The sequence below is a fragment of the Microbacterium sp. STRO-1N genome (assembly GCF_057748015.1).
Genome location: NZ_CM173234.1, coordinates 2,355,232 through 2,370,525, shown reverse-complemented (window position 1 = coordinate 2,370,525; position 15,294 = coordinate 2,355,232). Strand labels below are relative to the sequence as shown.

Here is a 15,294-nt window from a genome sequence, read left to right as displayed (position 1 = left end):
ACGCTGGGTCAGCCCACGCAGGTCTCACCGCACAAACCACGACTCGCGGGCCGGCGGCCGAGACGGCCGGAGTCAGGGGACGGGCCAGCCGGCATCCTGCAGCGCCGAACGAGCGAGCGAGCGCGCGGAGAACGGCGTACGAACGCCGTCGATCTCCCGGTAGTCCTGGTGTCCAGGACCCGCCCAGAGGATCGCGTCGCCGTCGCCGGCCATGCGCACGGCCGTGCGGATCGCCTCCTCGGGCGCTGCGACCTCCAGGATCTCCGCATCGGATGCCGCACTGCGCGCCCCCTCGAGCAACGCGGCGCGGATCGGAGCCGGCTCCTCGTAGCGCGGGTGGTGATCCGTGACGATGACGACGTCGGCGCCTTCGGCGGCGACGCGTCCCATGACCGGGCGCTTGAGGGTGTCGCGGTTCCCCGAGGCGCCGAACATCATGACCACGCGCCCAGGGGTGACCTTCCGGACGGCGGCGAGCGTCTTCTCGAACGCATCCGGAGTGTGGGAGAAATCGACGTAGACGGCGGGGCCGCGCGCACCGGAGACGAGTTCGGTGCGACCGGGCAGCACGGCGTCGACACGACCGTCCCTGACGAGGGCGGCGGCGATGCGGTCGAACGGATAACCGCCCTCGACGAGCATGGCGATGGCAAGGCCGGCATTGGCCGCCATGTGCGCGCCGATCACCGGGATCGTCGTGGTCACCTCGGCGCCGTCGGGGGCGCGGACCGTGAAGGCGGTGCCGCGCTGATCCTCGTCCACGATGTGCACGATCCAGTCGGCGTCGGCCGCGGCATCCGGATCCGTCGCGAGCTGCGGGGCCCCGACGGTGACGAGCGGGATCTCGGAGCGTCGGACCACCTCCCACCCGGACGGCGTGTCGACGCACACGACACCACGACGGGCGCGATCGGGGCGGAACAGTGCCAGCTTGGCCTCGAGGTACGTCGCCAGATCGCCGTAGTCGTCCAGATGATCGTGGGTGAGGTTGGTGAAGCCCGCCACGTCGAAGACGATGCCGTCCACGCGATGCCGGGAGAGCGCCTGCGCACTCACCTCGACCGCGACCGCTTCGACCTCGCGCTCGCGCATGAGGGCCAGAAGGGCATGCATCTCGGAGGACTCCGGCGTCGTCAGGCGCGAGACGATGCTCTGTCCGGCGATGTGCCGTTCGGCCGTCGAGCTCAGGCCGCTGGCGACGCCGAGCTGGTGCAGGATGCCCTCCAGCACGTGCGAGGTGCTGGTCTTGCCGTTCGTGCCTGTGACGGCGAAGAGCTGGGGCATGTCGTGGTCGGTGCCGTACAGCCAGGCGCTGATGTCGCCGAGCGCGGCACGGGGGTCCTCGGCGATGAGCACGGGAAGCCTGCTCGCGGCTGCCCGTTCGGCTCCGATGCCGTCTGTCAGGATCGCCACTGCGCCCTGGTCGGCCGCGGTCTGCGCGAACTCGGCTCCGTGCCGGCGCGCACCATGGATGCCGACGAACACCTCCCCGGCACGCAGGTCGGCCGTGGCCAGCGTGATCCCGCGCGCGAACACGCCTTCGACGTCGCCGCGCACCTCCAGACCGAACCGCTCGGCGAGTTCCGCCAGCGACCTGCGCGGCGGGTTCTCGGGGCGGAGGACGGGAGGCAGGGGAGCGGAAGCGGGTTCGGTGACCATGTCCTGTCCAGTTTCTCACGGGCCGTGCGGACGCCGTCGAGCGGTGGGGACGCCGCGGGGCGTCCCCACCCGTTCGTCAGGCCGAGCGGCGTCGGTACGCGAGGATCGACACCACCAGGGCGGCGACGCCTGCGACGAGGCCTCCGGCTCCGAGGGTGATCGCCAGCGGGTCGGCAGCTGCGGATGCGTCGGATGCTGCGGCATCGGATGCCGTCAACTCACCGTGCCCGGCATCCGAAGCGTGTCCGGCATCCGATTCCTCCGCGGCAGCTGTCAGGCTCACCACCGGGGCCGGGGCATCGAGATCATGCGGATTCTGGCCCTCCTCGGCGATCTCGGTCCACTCGTTCACGCCGGTCTCGCAGACCTGCTCGACGGGGAAGGCGAGCGATTCGGGGGCGTCCTCGCCGGGACGCACCTGCATGCTCACGGCTCCCCGCAGGTCGCTCGGGACCGGCGTGGCTGCAGTGTAGGTGACGACGTCGACGAGGCCGTCGTCACCGCGCTCGACCACGATGTCCCACCCTGCCTCTACCGTGGGGGACACCGAGGCGAGGCCTTCGGGCATCGTGATCCGCAGCCCCGTGGTGGGCGAGTGCTCGCAGCCGTGCGTGAACGAGAAGGTCAGCACGGTCGCCTCGTCGGCGGTGAGCGTGTCGGGGCTCACCCCGACGTGCGCGGAGGCGACGGCGGGCGCTGCGACCGCGAGGCCGGTACCGAGGATGACGGCGATGGTGCTGCGGCGAAAGGTGGAACGGGACATGAGTGATTCTCCTGAGTCTGGTCGGCGGTCACCGCGTCGCGCGGTGCCGAGAAGCCCGCCAATGTCTCGGCGGGCGCGCACGTCGGGGCGAGCATCCGGGAGGACGCGACGCGGGACGTGCGGATCAGACCGAAGGCGGACCTCGACGACGGACGACGGATGACAGCGGAGTCAGCGACGTCGTCACGCTGATGCTCGCCGGCATGAGCCGGAGTCGTCGACCCACCGGCAGCACGGGCAGTACGGGGAGCAGGCGGGCGCGAGCCCATCCGGCGATGCCCCGCAGCATCCGCTCGCCGTGCCACAGCAGCAGCGTCGTCGCACACGCCGCGACGACATGCGAGATCAGCATCGGAGCGTCGGGGGCCGCAGCTGAGACCACGGGACCCAGCGTCGTGACGTGGTGCGCGTGAGCGGCCACCGGAGCCGCCGCATCCGCGAGGCTGCCGGCGAGCACCTGGAAGAGCACGTGGAAGACGAACTGCGAAACGAGAACCGTCAGCGCGGTGCGCGTCGCCGAGGGGCGTCGCCCGATCAGCATCGCGGCGAGAGGGACGAGCAGGATCGACAGCGCGACGACGAGGAGCGGATGCGGCGGCATGCCGCCTGCGACCGTATGCGAGACGGCCGCGAGCGTCGTCGCCGTCGAGGTCGCCGCAGCCGCGCGCTGGAGTCGCAGCTGCCGAAGGGTCACGGGTGAAGTCTATGTCCGGACTCAGCGGATTCCTCGCGACAGACCAGTACGGTGATGAGGTGGAAATCCTGCTGTACGTGGTCGGCATCCTCTTCATGCTCGTCGGCCTCGGCCTCTCGATCGGGTTGCACGAGGTCGGCCACCTCGTCCCCGCGAAGCTGTTCGGCGTGCGCGTCGGACAGTACATGATCGGGTTCGGTCCGCGGCTGTGGTCGAAGAGGATCGGCGAGACCGAGTACGGCTTCAAGGTGCTGCCGCTGGGCGGGTTCATCTCGATGTCGGGCATGTATCCGGCATCCACCGGCGACAAGCCGGCCGGCGGGATGTTCCGCACGCTGATCCAGGACGCGCGCTCCGCCAACGACGAGACGATCGCCGAAGGCGCCGAGGACCGGGTCTTCTACAAGCTGCCCGTCTACAAGCGCATCATCGTGATGCTCGGCGGGCCGGTGATGAATCTGCTGCTCGCGATCGTGATCTTCACGGTCCTGGTCTCCGGGATCGGAGTGCAGCAGGGGACCACGACGATCGCCTCGGTGTCGGAGTGCGTGCTGCCGGCCGGTACCACGCAGACGGAGTGCACCCCGGAGGATCCGGCGACTCCTGCCGCCGAAGCGGGCGTCCAGCCCGGCGACGTCATCCTCTCGATCGACGGCACCGACGTGGCGACGTTCGCCGAGGCGACCGAGATCGTGCAGGCATCGCCCGGTGAGACGCTCGATGTCGTCGTCGACCGAGATGGCGAGACGGTCCCGCTGGAGATCACCCCCATCCAGGTCGAGCGCACGCTGACGGATGCCTCGGGGCAGCCGCTGCTCGACGAGAACGGCGAGCAGATCGTCGCCGAAGTCGGCTACGTCGGCATGGGTTCGCAGATGGGCTTCGTGCAGCAGCCGCTCACGGCGGGCTTCGAGATGACCATGGATGCCGCTGGCCGCGTGACCCAGATGATCGCGACCCTGCCGGTGCGGCTGTGGGACATCGCCGTTTCGACTTTCACCGGCGGCGAGCGGGATCCGAACGGTCCACTCAGCGTCGTCGGCGTCGGTCGTCTCGCAGGCGAAGTCGCTGCCACGGATGCGCCGGTGCTGAACAGGTTCGCGGTGCTGCTGAACCTGCTGGGCGCGCTGAATGTCGCGCTGTTCGTGTTCAACATGATTCCACTGCTGCCGCTGGACGGCGGTCATATCGCCGTCGCGCTCTGGGACGGCATCCGCCGTGCCTGGGCCAAGCTGTTCCGTCGGCCTCCGCCCGCGCCGGTGGATGCGACGCGCCTGGTGCCGTTGACCGTCGTCGTGGCCACGCTGCTGATCGCGATGGGCGCACTGCTGCTGATCGCCGACGTGTTCAACCCCGTCGATCTGCTGGGCGGCTGATCCTCTCGGACGGTTACGCCAGGGCGTGCGCGACCAGGCGCTCCAGAGTGCGGATGCCGTCGCGCGACAGGATCGACTCCAAGTGCCCCTGCACACTGGCGACATGCGGCGCTCGCAGCGCATAGACGTCGCCGGTTGCGGCATCCGCCGACACCTCGACGGCGCCGATGCGCGTCGTGCCTGGTGCGACACGCGCGGTGAAGGTGTTGTAGAAGCCGATCGACGCGTCCTCGCCGAAGACCGGCACGACCTTCTGCAGGCCCTGATGGGGGCTGTCCAGCGGAGCGAGGTCGATCCCGAAGGTGTCCGCGAGGATCTGGTGGCTCAGGCAGACCGCCAGCAGCGGACGCAGCTGCTCACGTCGACGCGCGACGAGATCCCGCATGCGCGCGATTCGCGCGTTCGAACCGTCGCGCGGGTCGCCGGGGCCGGGGCCTGCGACGACGAGGTCGGCGGCATCGGCATCCGCATCGGTGGCCTCGCCCCACGCCGCGATGCGGACGTCGAGTCCGAGATGGCGCAGTTGATGCGCCAGCATCGTGGTGAAGCGGTCCTCGGCATCCACGACGAGCGCGGAGCGACCGGCGAAGGGACCTGCAGCGTCGTCGCCCTGCGGGTTCAGCCAGAACTCGGCCAGGCGCGAGTTGCGCGCGTTCAGCAGGGCGCTCACTTCGGCATCCGCGGCGAGATCGACGGGTTCGGCCGGAGCGTCCGCATCCACGACTTCGTCGCGGTCGATGGCGCCGATGGCGCCGAGAACGCCGGCGGCCTTGCCGTGGGTCTCGCTGACCTCTCCGTGCGGGTCGGAGTGGCGCACCAGGGTGGCGCCGACCGGAACGCGCAGGGCGCCGTCCTCGGCGTAGACCGTGCGGATGAGGATCGGGGCATCGAGGTCGTGACCGCCGTGCGCATTCGGAGTGAACAGCGCGGCGACACCGGAGTAGTACCCGCGTGGCTTCGTCTCGTGGCGACGGATCACGGTGCACGCGTTCTGCATCGGCGAGCCGGTCACCGTCGGGGCGAACATGGTCTCGCGGAGGATGTCTCGGGGATCGAGCCGGCTCGACCCGCGCAGCATGTACTCGGTGTGAGTGAGGCGCGACATCTGCTTGAGGTGCGGGCCGGTGATGCGCCCGCCGTCCGAGCAGACGGCGCTCATCATCTTGAGCTCCTCGTCGACGACCATGAAGAGCTCCTCGGTCTCCTTGGTGGAGGAGAGGAACTCGACGAGCGACTCCTTGGTCGCCCCGCCGGCCGGATGCCGGAACGTGCCGGAGATCGGATTCATCGTCACGATGCCGTCCTGCGCCACGACGTGCGCCTCCGGGCTCGCGCCGACGAGGATCTGACCTGGCGTGACGACCACGAACGTCCAGTAGGCGCCGCGCTCGTGCTCGAGCAGGGCGCGGAACCAGGTGAGCGCCGCCGTGCGATCGTCGCCGTCGAAGCGTGCGGTGTAATCGCGGCGGATGACGAAGTTCGCTCCCTCGCCCCGGCCGATCTCGTCGGCGATGACGCGTTCGACCACGGCCGCGTAGTCGTCGTCGGAGATGTCGAACCCGGCGTCGTGCAGGGCGACCGCATCGCGGGGGAGCGATGCGACCACCTCGTCGAACGGCAGATCGTCATGACGGTCCACGATGATGCAGCGCAGCGGGGTGGCGTCGTCCTGCGCCTCGAAACCGCGCTCGCGGACCTGGCGGTACGGGACGAGGGCGAACACTTCCTGTGCGACCCCATCGGCCGTGAGCGGGATGTCGGCCAGCAGCTCGACGTCGACGACGTCGCCGGTGAGCAGCTCGACGCTGTCGGAACCCTCTCGTGCGATGAGCACGAACGAGGCGCTCTGGTCGGGCAGCTGAATCATCGGGGTCTCCTGAGGATCGGGCATCCGGCGCGACTCAACGAAAAGACCGCCCCGGGGGCGGTCTGGATTCGTGGGAACGCGAACACACCGCCTAGGAGGCGGGCCACCAGGTGAGGTTCGCGAGCATGGGCCGAAACTATCACACTGCGTGTATCCAGCCTGGCCACGTTTCGGCCGCGTAATCTGGAGGTGTGCCTGCAGTCAATCTTGGGATGCCCCGCGTCCCCGAAGTCCTGAGCCCGCGCCGCAAATCCCGCCAGATCAAGGTGGGAAAGGTGCTGGTCGGCGGCGACGCCCCCGTCAGCGTGCAGTCGATGACGACGACGAAGACGACCGACATCAACGGGACGCTGCAGCAGATCGCAGAACTCACGGCCTCCGGGTGCGAGATCGTGCGCGTCGCCGTGCCGTCGCAGGACGATGCCGACGTGCTCCACATCATCGCGAAGAAGAGCCAGATCCCGGTCATCGCCGACATCCACTTCCAGCCGAAGTACGTCTTCCAGGCGATCGACGCCGGCTGCGCCGCCGTTCGTGTGAACCCGGGCAACATCCGCAAGTTCGACGATCAGGTCGGTGCGATCGCGAGGGCCGCGAAGGATGCCGGTGTGTCGCTGCGCATCGGCGTGAATGCGGGGTCGCTCGATCCTCGTCTGCTGCAGAAGTACGGCAAGGCCACGCCGGAGGCGCTCGCCGAGAGCGCGCGCTGGGAGGCGTCCCTTTTCGAGGAGCACGACTTCCACGACTTCAAGATCTCGGTCAAGCACAACGACCCGGTGATCATGGTTCAGGCCTACCGACAGCTCGCGCAGATGGGGGACTGGCCGCTGCACCTCGGCGTCACCGAGGCTGGTCCGGCGTTCCAGGGCACCATCAAGAGCGCCACGGCCTTCGGCATCCTGCTGGGCGAGGGGATCGGCGACACGATCCGGGTCTCGCTGTCCGCGCCCCCGGCCGAAGAGGTCAAGGTGGGCCACCAGATCCTGCAGTCGCTGAACCTCCGAGAGCGCAAGCTCGAGATCGTCTCGTGCCCGTCCTGCGGACGCGCCCAGGTCGACGTCTACACGCTCGCCGAGGACGTCACGGAGGGGCTCAAGGACATGACCGTGCCGCTGCGTGTTGCCGTCATGGGCTGCGTCGTGAACGGGCCGGGCGAGGCGCGCGAGGCGGATCTCGGTGTCGCCTCCGGCAACGGCAAGGGCCAGATCTTCGTGAAGGGCGAGGTCATCAAGACCGTGCCCGAGGCCGACATCGTCGCCACCCTGATCGAGGAGGCGAACCGCATCGCCGCCGAGATGGGGCCGGATGCGCCGCTCGGCACCGCGCAGGTGACGACCGTCTGATGACCGTGATCACGGTGTCCGGGCTCGGCGAGAGCCACAACAGGGCCGAGCGCGCCACCCTGACGGCCGAGGTCGCGATCGCGCACGCCGATCGGGCGATGTCGATCCGCCAGGGCACGACGGTGCATGCGCAGCTCGCCGAGGAGGCTGCTCGTCTGCGTGCGTCCGGTGCCGCCACGTGGCATTCGGTGGATGTGCTCAGTACGAGTGCGCGGGTCTGGACGGACAAGGACGGTGTGAAGCATCGCGACCACGTCACGCGCGGTATGGTGCGCGTGAAGATGTCGAGGCTGGCCGAGGTGGCCGACGTCGTGGCGGTGCTGAGCACGCTCGGCGCCGCGGTCTCGACGTCGTGGGCGCTGACGGAGGTCACGCGGGAGGCCGTGACCCGGCACCTGCGCACGGTCGCCGTCAAGGATGCGCGCGCGAAAGCCGACGATTTCGCCGCCGCTCTCGGACAGACGGTGCAGCGCGTGGTCGCGATCCGCGAGGACGACGGCTATGCGCCGCAGGGTGCGCGTGGTTCCGGCGGCGCTCCGGAGCTCACCATTCCCGAGATCACCGTGCGCGTTGCCGTGAAGGGCGATTTCGAGACCGAATGATGTTCATGAAGGAGGACGAGGATGTCTGAACTGACTGTTCCGGCGCCGGTGCAGGCGATGGTCGACGCGATCAACGCCGCGGACACGGACGCATTCGTGGCGGCGTTCACGGAGGACGGCTTCATCGATGACTGGGGCCGGGTGATGCGGGGCCGCGACGGCGTGCATCGCTGGGCGGGCAGTGACGCGATCGGTGCCGGTGCCCGGATGACCCTGCTGACCGCGGAGACCGAGGGCGATACGACGAGCGTGAGGTTCGCCTGGTCGAGTCGCGTGTTCAACGGCGAGTCGAACGGCATCTTCGTCGTCGACGGCGACCGTCTCGCCAGTTTCACGATTCCCCCGAACCACTGATGGCGGCGCAGGACACCTCCGTCTCGTTCGCATCGGGCGAGACCACGGGAGAGAGCATCGTCCGCACCGTGCGTTCGCACCAGGACGGCGCGATCGTCGTCACCGATGCGACGCCGTTCCACCCGATCGATCACACCTGGCCTGATCAGCCGGGTGATGCCGGGACCATCGCGTCCGGCGACGAGTCAGCCGATGTCGTCGAAGCCGTGATGATCGCTGAGAGCGAGGACGGCGCGTTGTTCGTGGGCGCTGAGATCCCGGTCAAGCGCGGTGTCGAGGGATGGGCGTGGCAGGTCGGTCACCGGCTGTCGGCACCGGATGCGCCCGACTGGCTGAGACCGGGCGTCGAGGTCTCGTTGAGCGCGGATGCCGAGCTGCGGGCGGCGCTCAGCCGGGGTCATACGTCGTGCCATCTCGCCTCGCTCGCCCTGGATCTCGCCGTCGCAGATCTGTGGCGCAAGGAACCGGGAACCGACGCGCTCGGCAACCCCGATTTCGAGGGTCGGGCGAACCAGACGAGCCGGATCCACGAGGATGGCGCGGTCGACGAGTATCGACTCGGCAAGAGCCTGCGTCGTGCCGGTTTCGATACGGCGGAGTTCGCCGCGTCGCTGTCCGAGCGCGAGCAGCGGATCAACGCGCAACTGGCCGCGTGGGTCGCGACGAGCGCCCCCAGCCGCATCGTGACGGACGGCCCGACGATCGTCGACATGCGGCGATGGGAGTGCGAACTTCCCGAGGGCACCGCGTCGATCCCGTGCGGCGGGACGCACGTGCACGCGCTCTCGGAATTCGCCGCGATCTCGGTGGCACTGGACCTCTCGGATCCGCAGCTGCTCGTGATGACGACGGTGGCGACGCTCGCGAACTAGCCGTGTCGCGTCGCTTCGCCGAGCTTCGCGCCGAGGCCAGCGGCCAGGACATGGGCTTGCGAGAGCCGGATCCAGCGGCACGTCCAGGTGCGTCGCATCCCGCCGGTGGACGGATCGTTCTCGCCTGCCGACCAGATCGACTCGATGTCGGCGTCGTCGACGGCCATCACGAAGAAGTGCCTGCGGGCGACCTCGTCGCGCGTCGGGGCGAGGTCGTAGTCGGCGACGCCCAGCGGACGCACGACACGGCCGCGCAGGCCGGTCTCTTCGTGCAGCTCACGGACGGCGGCCTCGACGGCGGACTCGCCGTCGCAGATGCTCCCGGCAGGCACCTGCACGCCGGTGACGTCCATGGGTTCGTCGTCATGCGTGAACACCAGCAGGTGCTCGTCGGCGATCACGTAGCAGACGGCCTTTTCGACGACGGCGCTGTGAGTTGTCGGCACGGGATCGAGCTTAGGTCGCGTCGGCATCCGATGCCGCGTCACAGCATCGCCGATCCGGTCATTACGATGGCGCCATGCCCCTAGCCCTCTTCGACCTGGACGGGACGCTCATCGACCAGGCGCGCGCAGCGGCGCTCTGGGCGGGCGAGTTCGGCGAGCAGCGCGCGTTGACGCCCGAGCAGATCACGTGGGTCGCAGATGCACTGTCCGAGCGGCGTTCCAAAGAACTCGTCTTCCATGGCGTCGTCGACCGGCTCGGTCTGGACGACGACCCGCTCCGTATCTGGAATGACTATCGACGTCGGATGCCGGAACTCGTGACATGCCCGGGCGAGGTGATGGCCGCGTTGTCGGCGCTGCGCGCCGCGGGATGGACGATCGGTATCGTCACGAACGGGGAGATCGACAATCAGGAGGGCAAGATCCTCCGAACGGGCCTTTCCGCAGCGGTGGACGGGTGGGTGACCTCGGCCGAAGCCGGTGTCCGCAAACCGGACCCGGCGATCTTCGCGCTCGCGGCGCAGCGGCTGGGAGTGCCGCTGCGCGGCTGGATGATCGGAGACGGACTCGAATCCGACATCGCCGGCGGAGCAGCCGCCGGGCTGAGGACGGCATGGATCACCGATGCGGATTCCGACGACGCGGCACCCCTCGCGACGTTCGCCGCGGCCTCGGTCCCCGACGCGGTGGCGCAGATCCTCGTCACTGCCGACGCCGTGCTTGACTGACGAGCATCCCGACAAGGAGCAACGTGTGACCGCATTCACCGGCCTCATCGCCTTCCCCCTGACTCCTCTGGTCGACGACAGGGTCGACGAGGCGGCCTTCGCTGTGCTGATCCGACGTCTGGCGGATGCCGGTGTCGACTCGATCACGGCGCTCGGCTCGACGGGCTCTTACGCCTATCTGGGGATCGAGGAGCGCGCGCTGGTGGCACGCCTTGCGGTCGAACACGCTGGATCGACGCCGGTTCACGTCGGCGTGGGCGCTCTTCGCACTTCGCATGTGCTGCGAAACGTCGAGTACGCGACGCGGGCGGGGGCCGCGGGCGTCCTGCTCTCACCTACGAGCTACCAGCCGCTCACCGACCATGAGGTGTTCGAGCTGTTCCGCACGGTCACCGAGAGCACCGACCTGCCGGTGATCCTGTACGACAATCCGCGCACGACGAACTTCACCTTCACCACCGACCTGTACGCACGCGTCGCCGAGCTTCCGGGTATCGCCTCGATCAAGATCCCCGGCGTGCCAGAAGACGCAACCGCTGCCCGCCGCCGTGTCGCAGAGATCCGCGCCGCCGTACCGGACAGGGTGACGATCGGCGTGTCGGTCGACGCGCTCGGCGCGGGCGGGCTGATCGCGGGCTGCGACGCGTGGTACTCGGCGATCGGCGGCACACTTCCGGAGACCGCACTTCGGATCACGCGCGCTGCCCTGTCGGGTCGACTGGAGGATGCCGCCGCGGATTCAGAGCGCCTGCAACCGCTCTGGGCGCTGTTCGCCGAGTTCGGCGGCAGCGTGCGCGTCATCGCGGCCATCGCCGAGCATCTCGGCCTCGTGCAGGAGGGGTCGTTGCCGTTTCCCGTGCAGGGCATCCTCGAATCTCATCGGCACCGTGTCATCGCCGTGTTCGAGAAGTTGCGTGCGACCGGTGCTGTGCTGGAGTGATCCTTCACGCGATTGCAAGCCTGCGCACTGACCGACTGAACGAATGAGGCGGTGGCGTCGTGGTGACCACGACAGTGTGCTTGTATGACTCGATGCGCCTGAACGTGATCGACTCCGGCAGCGGCGATCGCACCGTCCTGCTCCTGCATGGCATGTCCGGTTCGGCCGAGAGCTGGTGGCGTGTCTCGGAGGAGCTCGCCGAGCGCGGTCGCCGGGTGCTCGCTGTCGACCTGCCCGGTCACGGGCTCTCGCCGCGTGATCCGACCTCGACGGTGTGGTCCGCTGCAGAGGCTCTCATCGAGACCGTTGCGGCTCTCGCGGACGAGCGCCCGCTCGTCGCGATGGGGCACTCGTACGGCGGCACCGTTCTGGCCGCGGCCGCGGATCGCCTCCCGCTCGACACCGCGGTGTACGTCGACACAGCATGCGCCTTCACCGGGGGAGTCGACCGCGACGAGCTCATCGCGCAGTACACGAGCGACCGACGCTCTCGTCAGGACGCTTCCTGGCTTCGAGAGACGCGACCCTTCTACAGCGAGAGGGATGCTGTCGTCGAAGCGCGCGCGGCCGATCGCTTCGACCCGGTGACCGCTGCGTCGATCTCCTCCGTCGCCGATGTCGAAGACATCCCGGCTCCCGGGTCGATCCTGGTGCGCGCCGACCCGAGCCGATTCGTCGCCGACGAGGATGCCGAGCGACTCGCCGCCTGCGGCGTTGACGTCCGCACCATTCCTGGAGCCGCGCATACCGTCTGGTTCAGCCACTTCGACGAGTTCGTCACGGTTCTGCCGGAGGTCTTCGGTACTGATTCACCCGTGGGAGCATGAAGGATGCCCTCCCATTCGTCCGCCCAGGACCGCACCTCCGAGCCTTGTCCGGTCACGGATGACGTCCGGTTGAGCGCTGCGCAGCGGGCGCTGCTGGAGGAATGGATTCCCGGCGCCGTGATCCTCGCGGATCACAGCTGGGGCCAGATCGAGTCGCACGTGCTCGAGGTCGAACACGACGACGAGCGACTGGTGGTCAAGGCGGGGGGACTGACGAACCATCACATCGGACGCGAACTCGATGCGCACGACGGCTGGACGGACATCTGGTCGCAGGCGGGCCTCGCGACACGCATCCGACATGCTGATCGGCGCGATCGGATCTTCGTCGCGGATTGGATGCCGGGACACCTGATCGACAGGACGCCCGCGGCGGTCGACCCGAGCGTGCATCGCTGTGCGGGCGAACTGCTGCGTTCGTTTCACGACCAGGCGTCGCGCGTCGGAGATGAACGACTGGTCGAACGGGTGCGGCGCGCGCTCGGTTCAGAGCACCGGATCGACCCGGAAACTGTGGCGCGGGTGGAGTCGTTGCTCGAAGGTCTCGCACCCTGTGCCGTCGACATGGTGCCCACCCACGGCGACTGGCAGCCGCGGAACTGGCTGATGGACGACGGCGAGGTCAAGGCGATCGACTTCGGCCGGTTCGCCTTCCGCAGCCGGGCATCCGATTTCGTTCGGTTGGATGCCCAGCAATGGAGGCTCGCTCCCGATTGTGAGAGCGCGTTCCTCGAGGGCTACGGTTGTGACCCGCGCCGTGAGTCCGGGGACCATTGGCTCGCGCTGCGCATCGTCGAGGCTGTGGGCACCGCGGCATGGGCGTATCAGGTCGGCGACGAAGAGTTCGAGGCGCAGGGGCATCGGATGATCGCGACCCTCCTCGGCGAGGACTGAGCGATGCAACCCATCTCCCACGAACCGATCGGCTATTCGTGTCCGTTCTGCCGACTGCAGGACGGACAGTTCAATGACCGGAATCAGCCCACAGATGTCGTCGCGGTCACCGAGCGGGCATACGCACGCATCGCGCCGAAATGGTGGCCGGGCAATCCCGGTGCTGCGCTGGTGATACCTCGGGTCCACGTCGAGAACCTCTACGACCTCGCACCGGCGGATGCCATCGACCTGTGGTCGTTGACGCAGACCATCGCACGAAGCATCCGGGAGACGTACGGCTGCGAGGGCGTCTCGATCAGACAGCACAACGAGCCGGCCGGCGGGCAGGACGTCTGGCATCTGCACATCCACGTCTTCCCTCGCTTCCACGACGATCGGCTGTATCAGCGGCACGACGAAGCGACGTGGGTGCCGAGCGAGGAACGAGTTCCGTACGCGCGTCGTCTTCGCGACGCTCTGCGATCGCCGTACGACTTCCGCCCCTGAGCGTCAGCAGCTCACAGGGCGAACTCCAGCTCGCCCTTCGCGATATCGGCCCGCACGACCTGCAGCGACACGACGTCCCCCGCTGCGGCTCCCGCCGGCACGGGAGCGGATGCCGTCACCGCCGGATCCGCGATCTGAATCGTGCCCCGGCCACCATCGCGCAGCTCGATCACGTTCGCCTCGATCCGTGAACCGACGAATGGCGTCATCAGCGCCGCCTCGACGCAGTTGATCGTCGCGGAGTTCAACTTCGACGCCCGCTGCGACGACGCCTGCATGAGTCCTGGGAGCTCAGGCAACGAGTCGCGCGCCCACGCCGGAACCTCCTCGCCCGAAGCGATGGCGAGACAGATGGCGAGCGACCAGCGATCCACGAGCCGGCGCAGGGGAGCGGTTGCGTGAGCGTAGGGTGCGGCGATGGCCGCCTGCTCGGCATCCGCGGGCACCGATCCGTCGAAGGTCGCGTAGCCCGCCCCGCGGAACAGCATCGCGGCCGCTTCGAGCACGGGCAGCGTGAGCGGATCCTGACGGTCGAGTCCGCGCAGATACTCGCCGTACTCGCCCGTCTTCCACGGCCGGCCGAGCGCCTCGGTCTGCCGCCGGAACGCCGCGAAGGATTTCTCGTCCGGCTGCGGCATGGTCCGCAGGACGCCCACCTTCGCGTCGAGCATGAGAGACGCCGCCGCCATGCCGGTCATGAGCGACAGCTGGGCGTTCCACTCCTCGACGGGCAGTGGACGGCGACGCACGATCTCGTACGTCCCGTCGTCCGCGCGGACGACCTCTTCGTCCGGCAGATTGAGGCTCGCTCCGCCGCGTGCCCTCTCCTGCGCGATGCGGAGTTCGCCGATCTCGCGCAGCAGAGTCGCGGGTGAGTCCTCTCCGGCATCCAGAGTCCGCTGCAGGGACGCGTACTCGAGCTGCTCGCGCGAGCGGATCAGCGCTCGCTCCAGCCGGAAATCGGAGAAAGCGCCGTCTGCGGCCAGCGCGAATGTCCACACCAGCGCTGGTCGCTCGACGCCCGGCAGCAACGACGCGCGATCCTCGCTCAGGACGCGCGGATGCAGCGGGATCGAGCCGTCGGCCGCATACAGCGTCTGACCGCGTTCGCGGGCCGCGGCATCCAGCGCTCCGCCGGCGGTCACGAACGACGGGACGTCGGCGATCGCGTACCGCACTTCGAATCCGTTGCCTGTGCGGGCGAGATGGAAGGCCTGATCCAGGTCCTTCGACCCTGGCGGGTCCAGCGTCGCGAAGGCCACGTCCCGCAGATCGAGCTCAGGTGCCGCAGGGGAGACGGCGGATGCTTCGGCCTGCGCCTCTTCGGAGAACTCGACCGGCGCGTCCAGCGACGCGCGCAGCGCCGCAAGGGCCTCGGCCAGTTCGCTCTGAGCGGCGGATGGGGCGACATGGGCGCGACGCTGAGGCATGCATCGAGCC

Annotated in this window: 16 protein-coding genes; 10 read left to right on the top strand and 6 right to left on the bottom strand. The window is 68.8% G+C overall.

Features of this window, described 5'->3' with window-relative positions; genetic code table 11:
• Nucleotides 1–72 precede the first annotated feature (72 nt).
• The 3 genes from AC3ANJ_RS11475 to AC3ANJ_RS11465 all read right to left on the bottom strand — a co-directional run bounded on the left by AC3ANJ_RS11475 (nt 73) and on the right by AC3ANJ_RS11465 (nt 3,116).
• Nucleotides 73–1,659: a Mur ligase family protein gene (locus tag AC3ANJ_RS11475; RefSeq protein WP_488316415.1), complete on the bottom strand. Its 1,587-nt coding sequence runs from the start codon at nt 1,657–1,659 to the stop codon at nt 73–75.
• Nucleotides 1,660–1,735: 76 nt separating this feature from the next.
• Nucleotides 1,736–2,422 carry a YcnI family protein gene (locus AC3ANJ_RS11470; RefSeq protein WP_488316414.1) on the bottom strand — a complete coding sequence of 229 codons (687 nt, stop codon included), beginning with the start codon at nt 2,420–2,422 and terminating at the stop codon, nt 1,736–1,738.
• Nucleotides 2,423–2,546: 124 nt separating this feature from the next.
• On the bottom strand, nt 2,547–3,116 hold the full coding sequence (locus tag AC3ANJ_RS11465; protein ID WP_488316413.1) for a hypothetical protein: 570 nt from the start codon (nt 3,114–3,116) through the stop codon (nt 2,547–2,549).
• Between the two features lie 59 nt (nt 3,117–3,175).
• Between AC3ANJ_RS11465 and AC3ANJ_RS11460 the strand changes: the two genes are divergently transcribed.
• Nucleotides 3,176–4,492, top strand: coding sequence for a M50 family metallopeptidase (locus tag AC3ANJ_RS11460; RefSeq protein ID WP_488319270.1), 1,317 nt, complete (start codon nt 3,176–3,178; stop codon nt 4,490–4,492).
• A gap of 13 nt (nt 4,493–4,505) precedes the next feature.
• On the opposite strand, the gene AC3ANJ_RS11455 is transcribed toward AC3ANJ_RS11460, so the two are convergent.
• Complete coding sequence (locus AC3ANJ_RS11455; RefSeq protein WP_488316412.1) at nt 4,506–6,359, bottom strand: chorismate-binding protein; 1,854 nt, start codon at nt 6,357–6,359, stop codon at nt 4,506–4,508.
• 212 nt (nt 6,360–6,571) lie between these two features.
• Here AC3ANJ_RS11455 and ispG point away from each other — a divergent pair, with 212 nt between their 5' ends.
• From ispG to AC3ANJ_RS11435, 4 genes are read left to right on the top strand one after another with little or no spacing between them, the layout of a single operon-like run.
• A complete protein-coding gene (gene ispG / locus AC3ANJ_RS11450; RefSeq protein ID WP_488319269.1) occupies nt 6,572–7,702 on the top strand; it encodes a flavodoxin-dependent (E)-4-hydroxy-3-methylbut-2-enyl-diphosphate synthase in 1,131 nt (376 codons plus the stop codon).
• Entirely contained in the window at nt 7,702–8,304 is a 603-nt protein-coding gene (locus tag AC3ANJ_RS11445; protein WP_488316411.1) for an SIMPL domain-containing protein, read from the top strand. Before ispG ends, AC3ANJ_RS11445 begins: the two co-directional genes overlap by 1 nt.
• Before the next feature lie 21 nt (nt 8,305–8,325).
• Nucleotides 8,326–8,658: a nuclear transport factor 2 family protein gene (locus tag AC3ANJ_RS11440; RefSeq protein WP_264157512.1), complete on the top strand. Its 333-nt coding sequence runs from the start codon at nt 8,326–8,328 to the stop codon at nt 8,656–8,658.
• The gene (locus AC3ANJ_RS11435) at nt 8,658–9,530 is read left to right on the top strand and encodes an alanyl-tRNA editing protein (RefSeq protein ID WP_488316410.1); all 873 of its coding nucleotides are present in this window, start codon (nt 8,658–8,660) and stop codon (nt 9,528–9,530) included. The genes AC3ANJ_RS11440 and AC3ANJ_RS11435 overlap by 1 nt, the downstream gene beginning before the upstream one ends.
• Here the strand turns inward: AC3ANJ_RS11435 and AC3ANJ_RS11430 are convergent.
• Nucleotides 9,527–9,976, bottom strand: a complete 450-nt coding sequence (locus tag AC3ANJ_RS11430) for an NUDIX domain-containing protein (RefSeq protein WP_488316409.1) — start codon at nt 9,974–9,976, stop codon at nt 9,527–9,529. The two genes, AC3ANJ_RS11435 and AC3ANJ_RS11430, sit on opposite strands and share 4 nt — an antisense overlap.
• A 74-nt stretch (nt 9,977–10,050) precedes the next feature.
• Here AC3ANJ_RS11430 and AC3ANJ_RS11425 point away from each other — a divergent pair, with 74 nt between their 5' ends.
• The 5 genes from AC3ANJ_RS11425 to AC3ANJ_RS11405 are packed head-to-tail and all read left to right on the top strand — an operon-like array spanning nt 10,051 to nt 13,854.
• Nucleotides 10,051–10,704 (top strand): HAD family hydrolase, encoded by a 654-nt coding sequence (locus tag AC3ANJ_RS11425; protein WP_488316408.1) that lies wholly within the window; start codon nt 10,051–10,053, stop codon nt 10,702–10,704.
• Between the two features lie 25 nt (nt 10,705–10,729).
• The gene (locus tag AC3ANJ_RS11420; protein WP_488316407.1) at nt 10,730–11,644 is read left to right on the top strand and encodes a dihydrodipicolinate synthase family protein; all 915 of its coding nucleotides are present in this window, start codon (nt 10,730–10,732) and stop codon (nt 11,642–11,644) included.
• Nucleotides 11,645–11,703: 59 nt separating this feature from the next.
• Nucleotides 11,704–12,471, top strand: coding sequence for an alpha/beta fold hydrolase (locus AC3ANJ_RS11415; RefSeq protein WP_488316406.1), 768 nt, complete (start codon nt 11,704–11,706; stop codon nt 12,469–12,471).
• A 3-nt stretch (nt 12,472–12,474) separates the two neighbouring features.
• Complete coding sequence (locus AC3ANJ_RS11410; RefSeq protein WP_488316405.1) at nt 12,475–13,365, top strand: phosphotransferase; 891 nt, start codon at nt 12,475–12,477, stop codon at nt 13,363–13,365.
• A 3-nt stretch (nt 13,366–13,368) separates the two neighbouring features.
• Nucleotides 13,369–13,854 carry an HIT family protein gene (locus AC3ANJ_RS11405; RefSeq protein WP_488316404.1) on the top strand — a complete coding sequence of 162 codons (486 nt, stop codon included), beginning with the start codon at nt 13,369–13,371 and terminating at the stop codon, nt 13,852–13,854.
• A gap of 11 nt (nt 13,855–13,865) precedes the next feature.
• Here the strand turns inward: AC3ANJ_RS11405 and AC3ANJ_RS11400 are convergent, their stop codons facing one another.
• Nucleotides 13,866–15,284, bottom strand: a complete 1,419-nt coding sequence (locus AC3ANJ_RS11400; RefSeq protein WP_488316403.1) for an RNB domain-containing ribonuclease — start codon at nt 15,282–15,284, stop codon at nt 13,866–13,868.
• Nucleotides 15,285–15,294 lie beyond the last annotated feature (10 nt).

Bases quoted from the DNA above. Each gene is read 5' to 3' on its own strand.
- AC3ANJ_RS11470 (WP_488316414.1), bottom strand. From the start codon at position 2,422: ATGTCCCGTTCCACCTTTCGCCGCAGCACCATCGCCGTCATCCTCGGT.
- AC3ANJ_RS11455 (WP_488316412.1), bottom strand. From the start codon at position 6,359: ATGATTCAGCTGCCCGACCAGAGCGCCTCGTTCGTGCTCATCGCACGA.
- AC3ANJ_RS11445 (WP_488316411.1), top strand. From the start codon at position 7,702: ATGACCGTGATCACGGTGTCCGGGCTCGGCGAGAGCCACAACAGGGCC.
- AC3ANJ_RS11405 (WP_488316404.1), top strand. From the start codon at position 13,369: ATGCAACCCATCTCCCACGAACCGATCGGCTATTCGTGTCCGTTCTGC.
- AC3ANJ_RS11435 (WP_488316410.1), top strand. From the start codon at position 8,658: ATGGCGGCGCAGGACACCTCCGTCTCGTTCGCATCGGGCGAGACCACG.
- AC3ANJ_RS11440 (WP_264157512.1), top strand. From the start codon at position 8,326: ATGTCTGAACTGACTGTTCCGGCGCCGGTGCAGGCGATGGTCGACGCG.
- AC3ANJ_RS11400 (WP_488316403.1), bottom strand. From the start codon at position 15,284: ATGCCTCAGCGTCGCGCCCATGTCGCCCCATCCGCCGCTCAGAGCGAA.
- ispG (WP_488319269.1), top strand. From the start codon at position 6,572: ATGCCCCGCGTCCCCGAAGTCCTGAGCCCGCGCCGCAAATCCCGCCAG.
- AC3ANJ_RS11410 (WP_488316405.1), top strand. From the start codon at position 12,475: ATGCCCTCCCATTCGTCCGCCCAGGACCGCACCTCCGAGCCTTGTCCG.
- AC3ANJ_RS11475 (WP_488316415.1), bottom strand. From the start codon at position 1,659: ATGGTCACCGAACCCGCTTCCGCTCCCCTGCCTCCCGTCCTCCGCCCC.
- AC3ANJ_RS11425 (WP_488316408.1), top strand. From the start codon at position 10,051: ATGCCCCTAGCCCTCTTCGACCTGGACGGGACGCTCATCGACCAGGCG.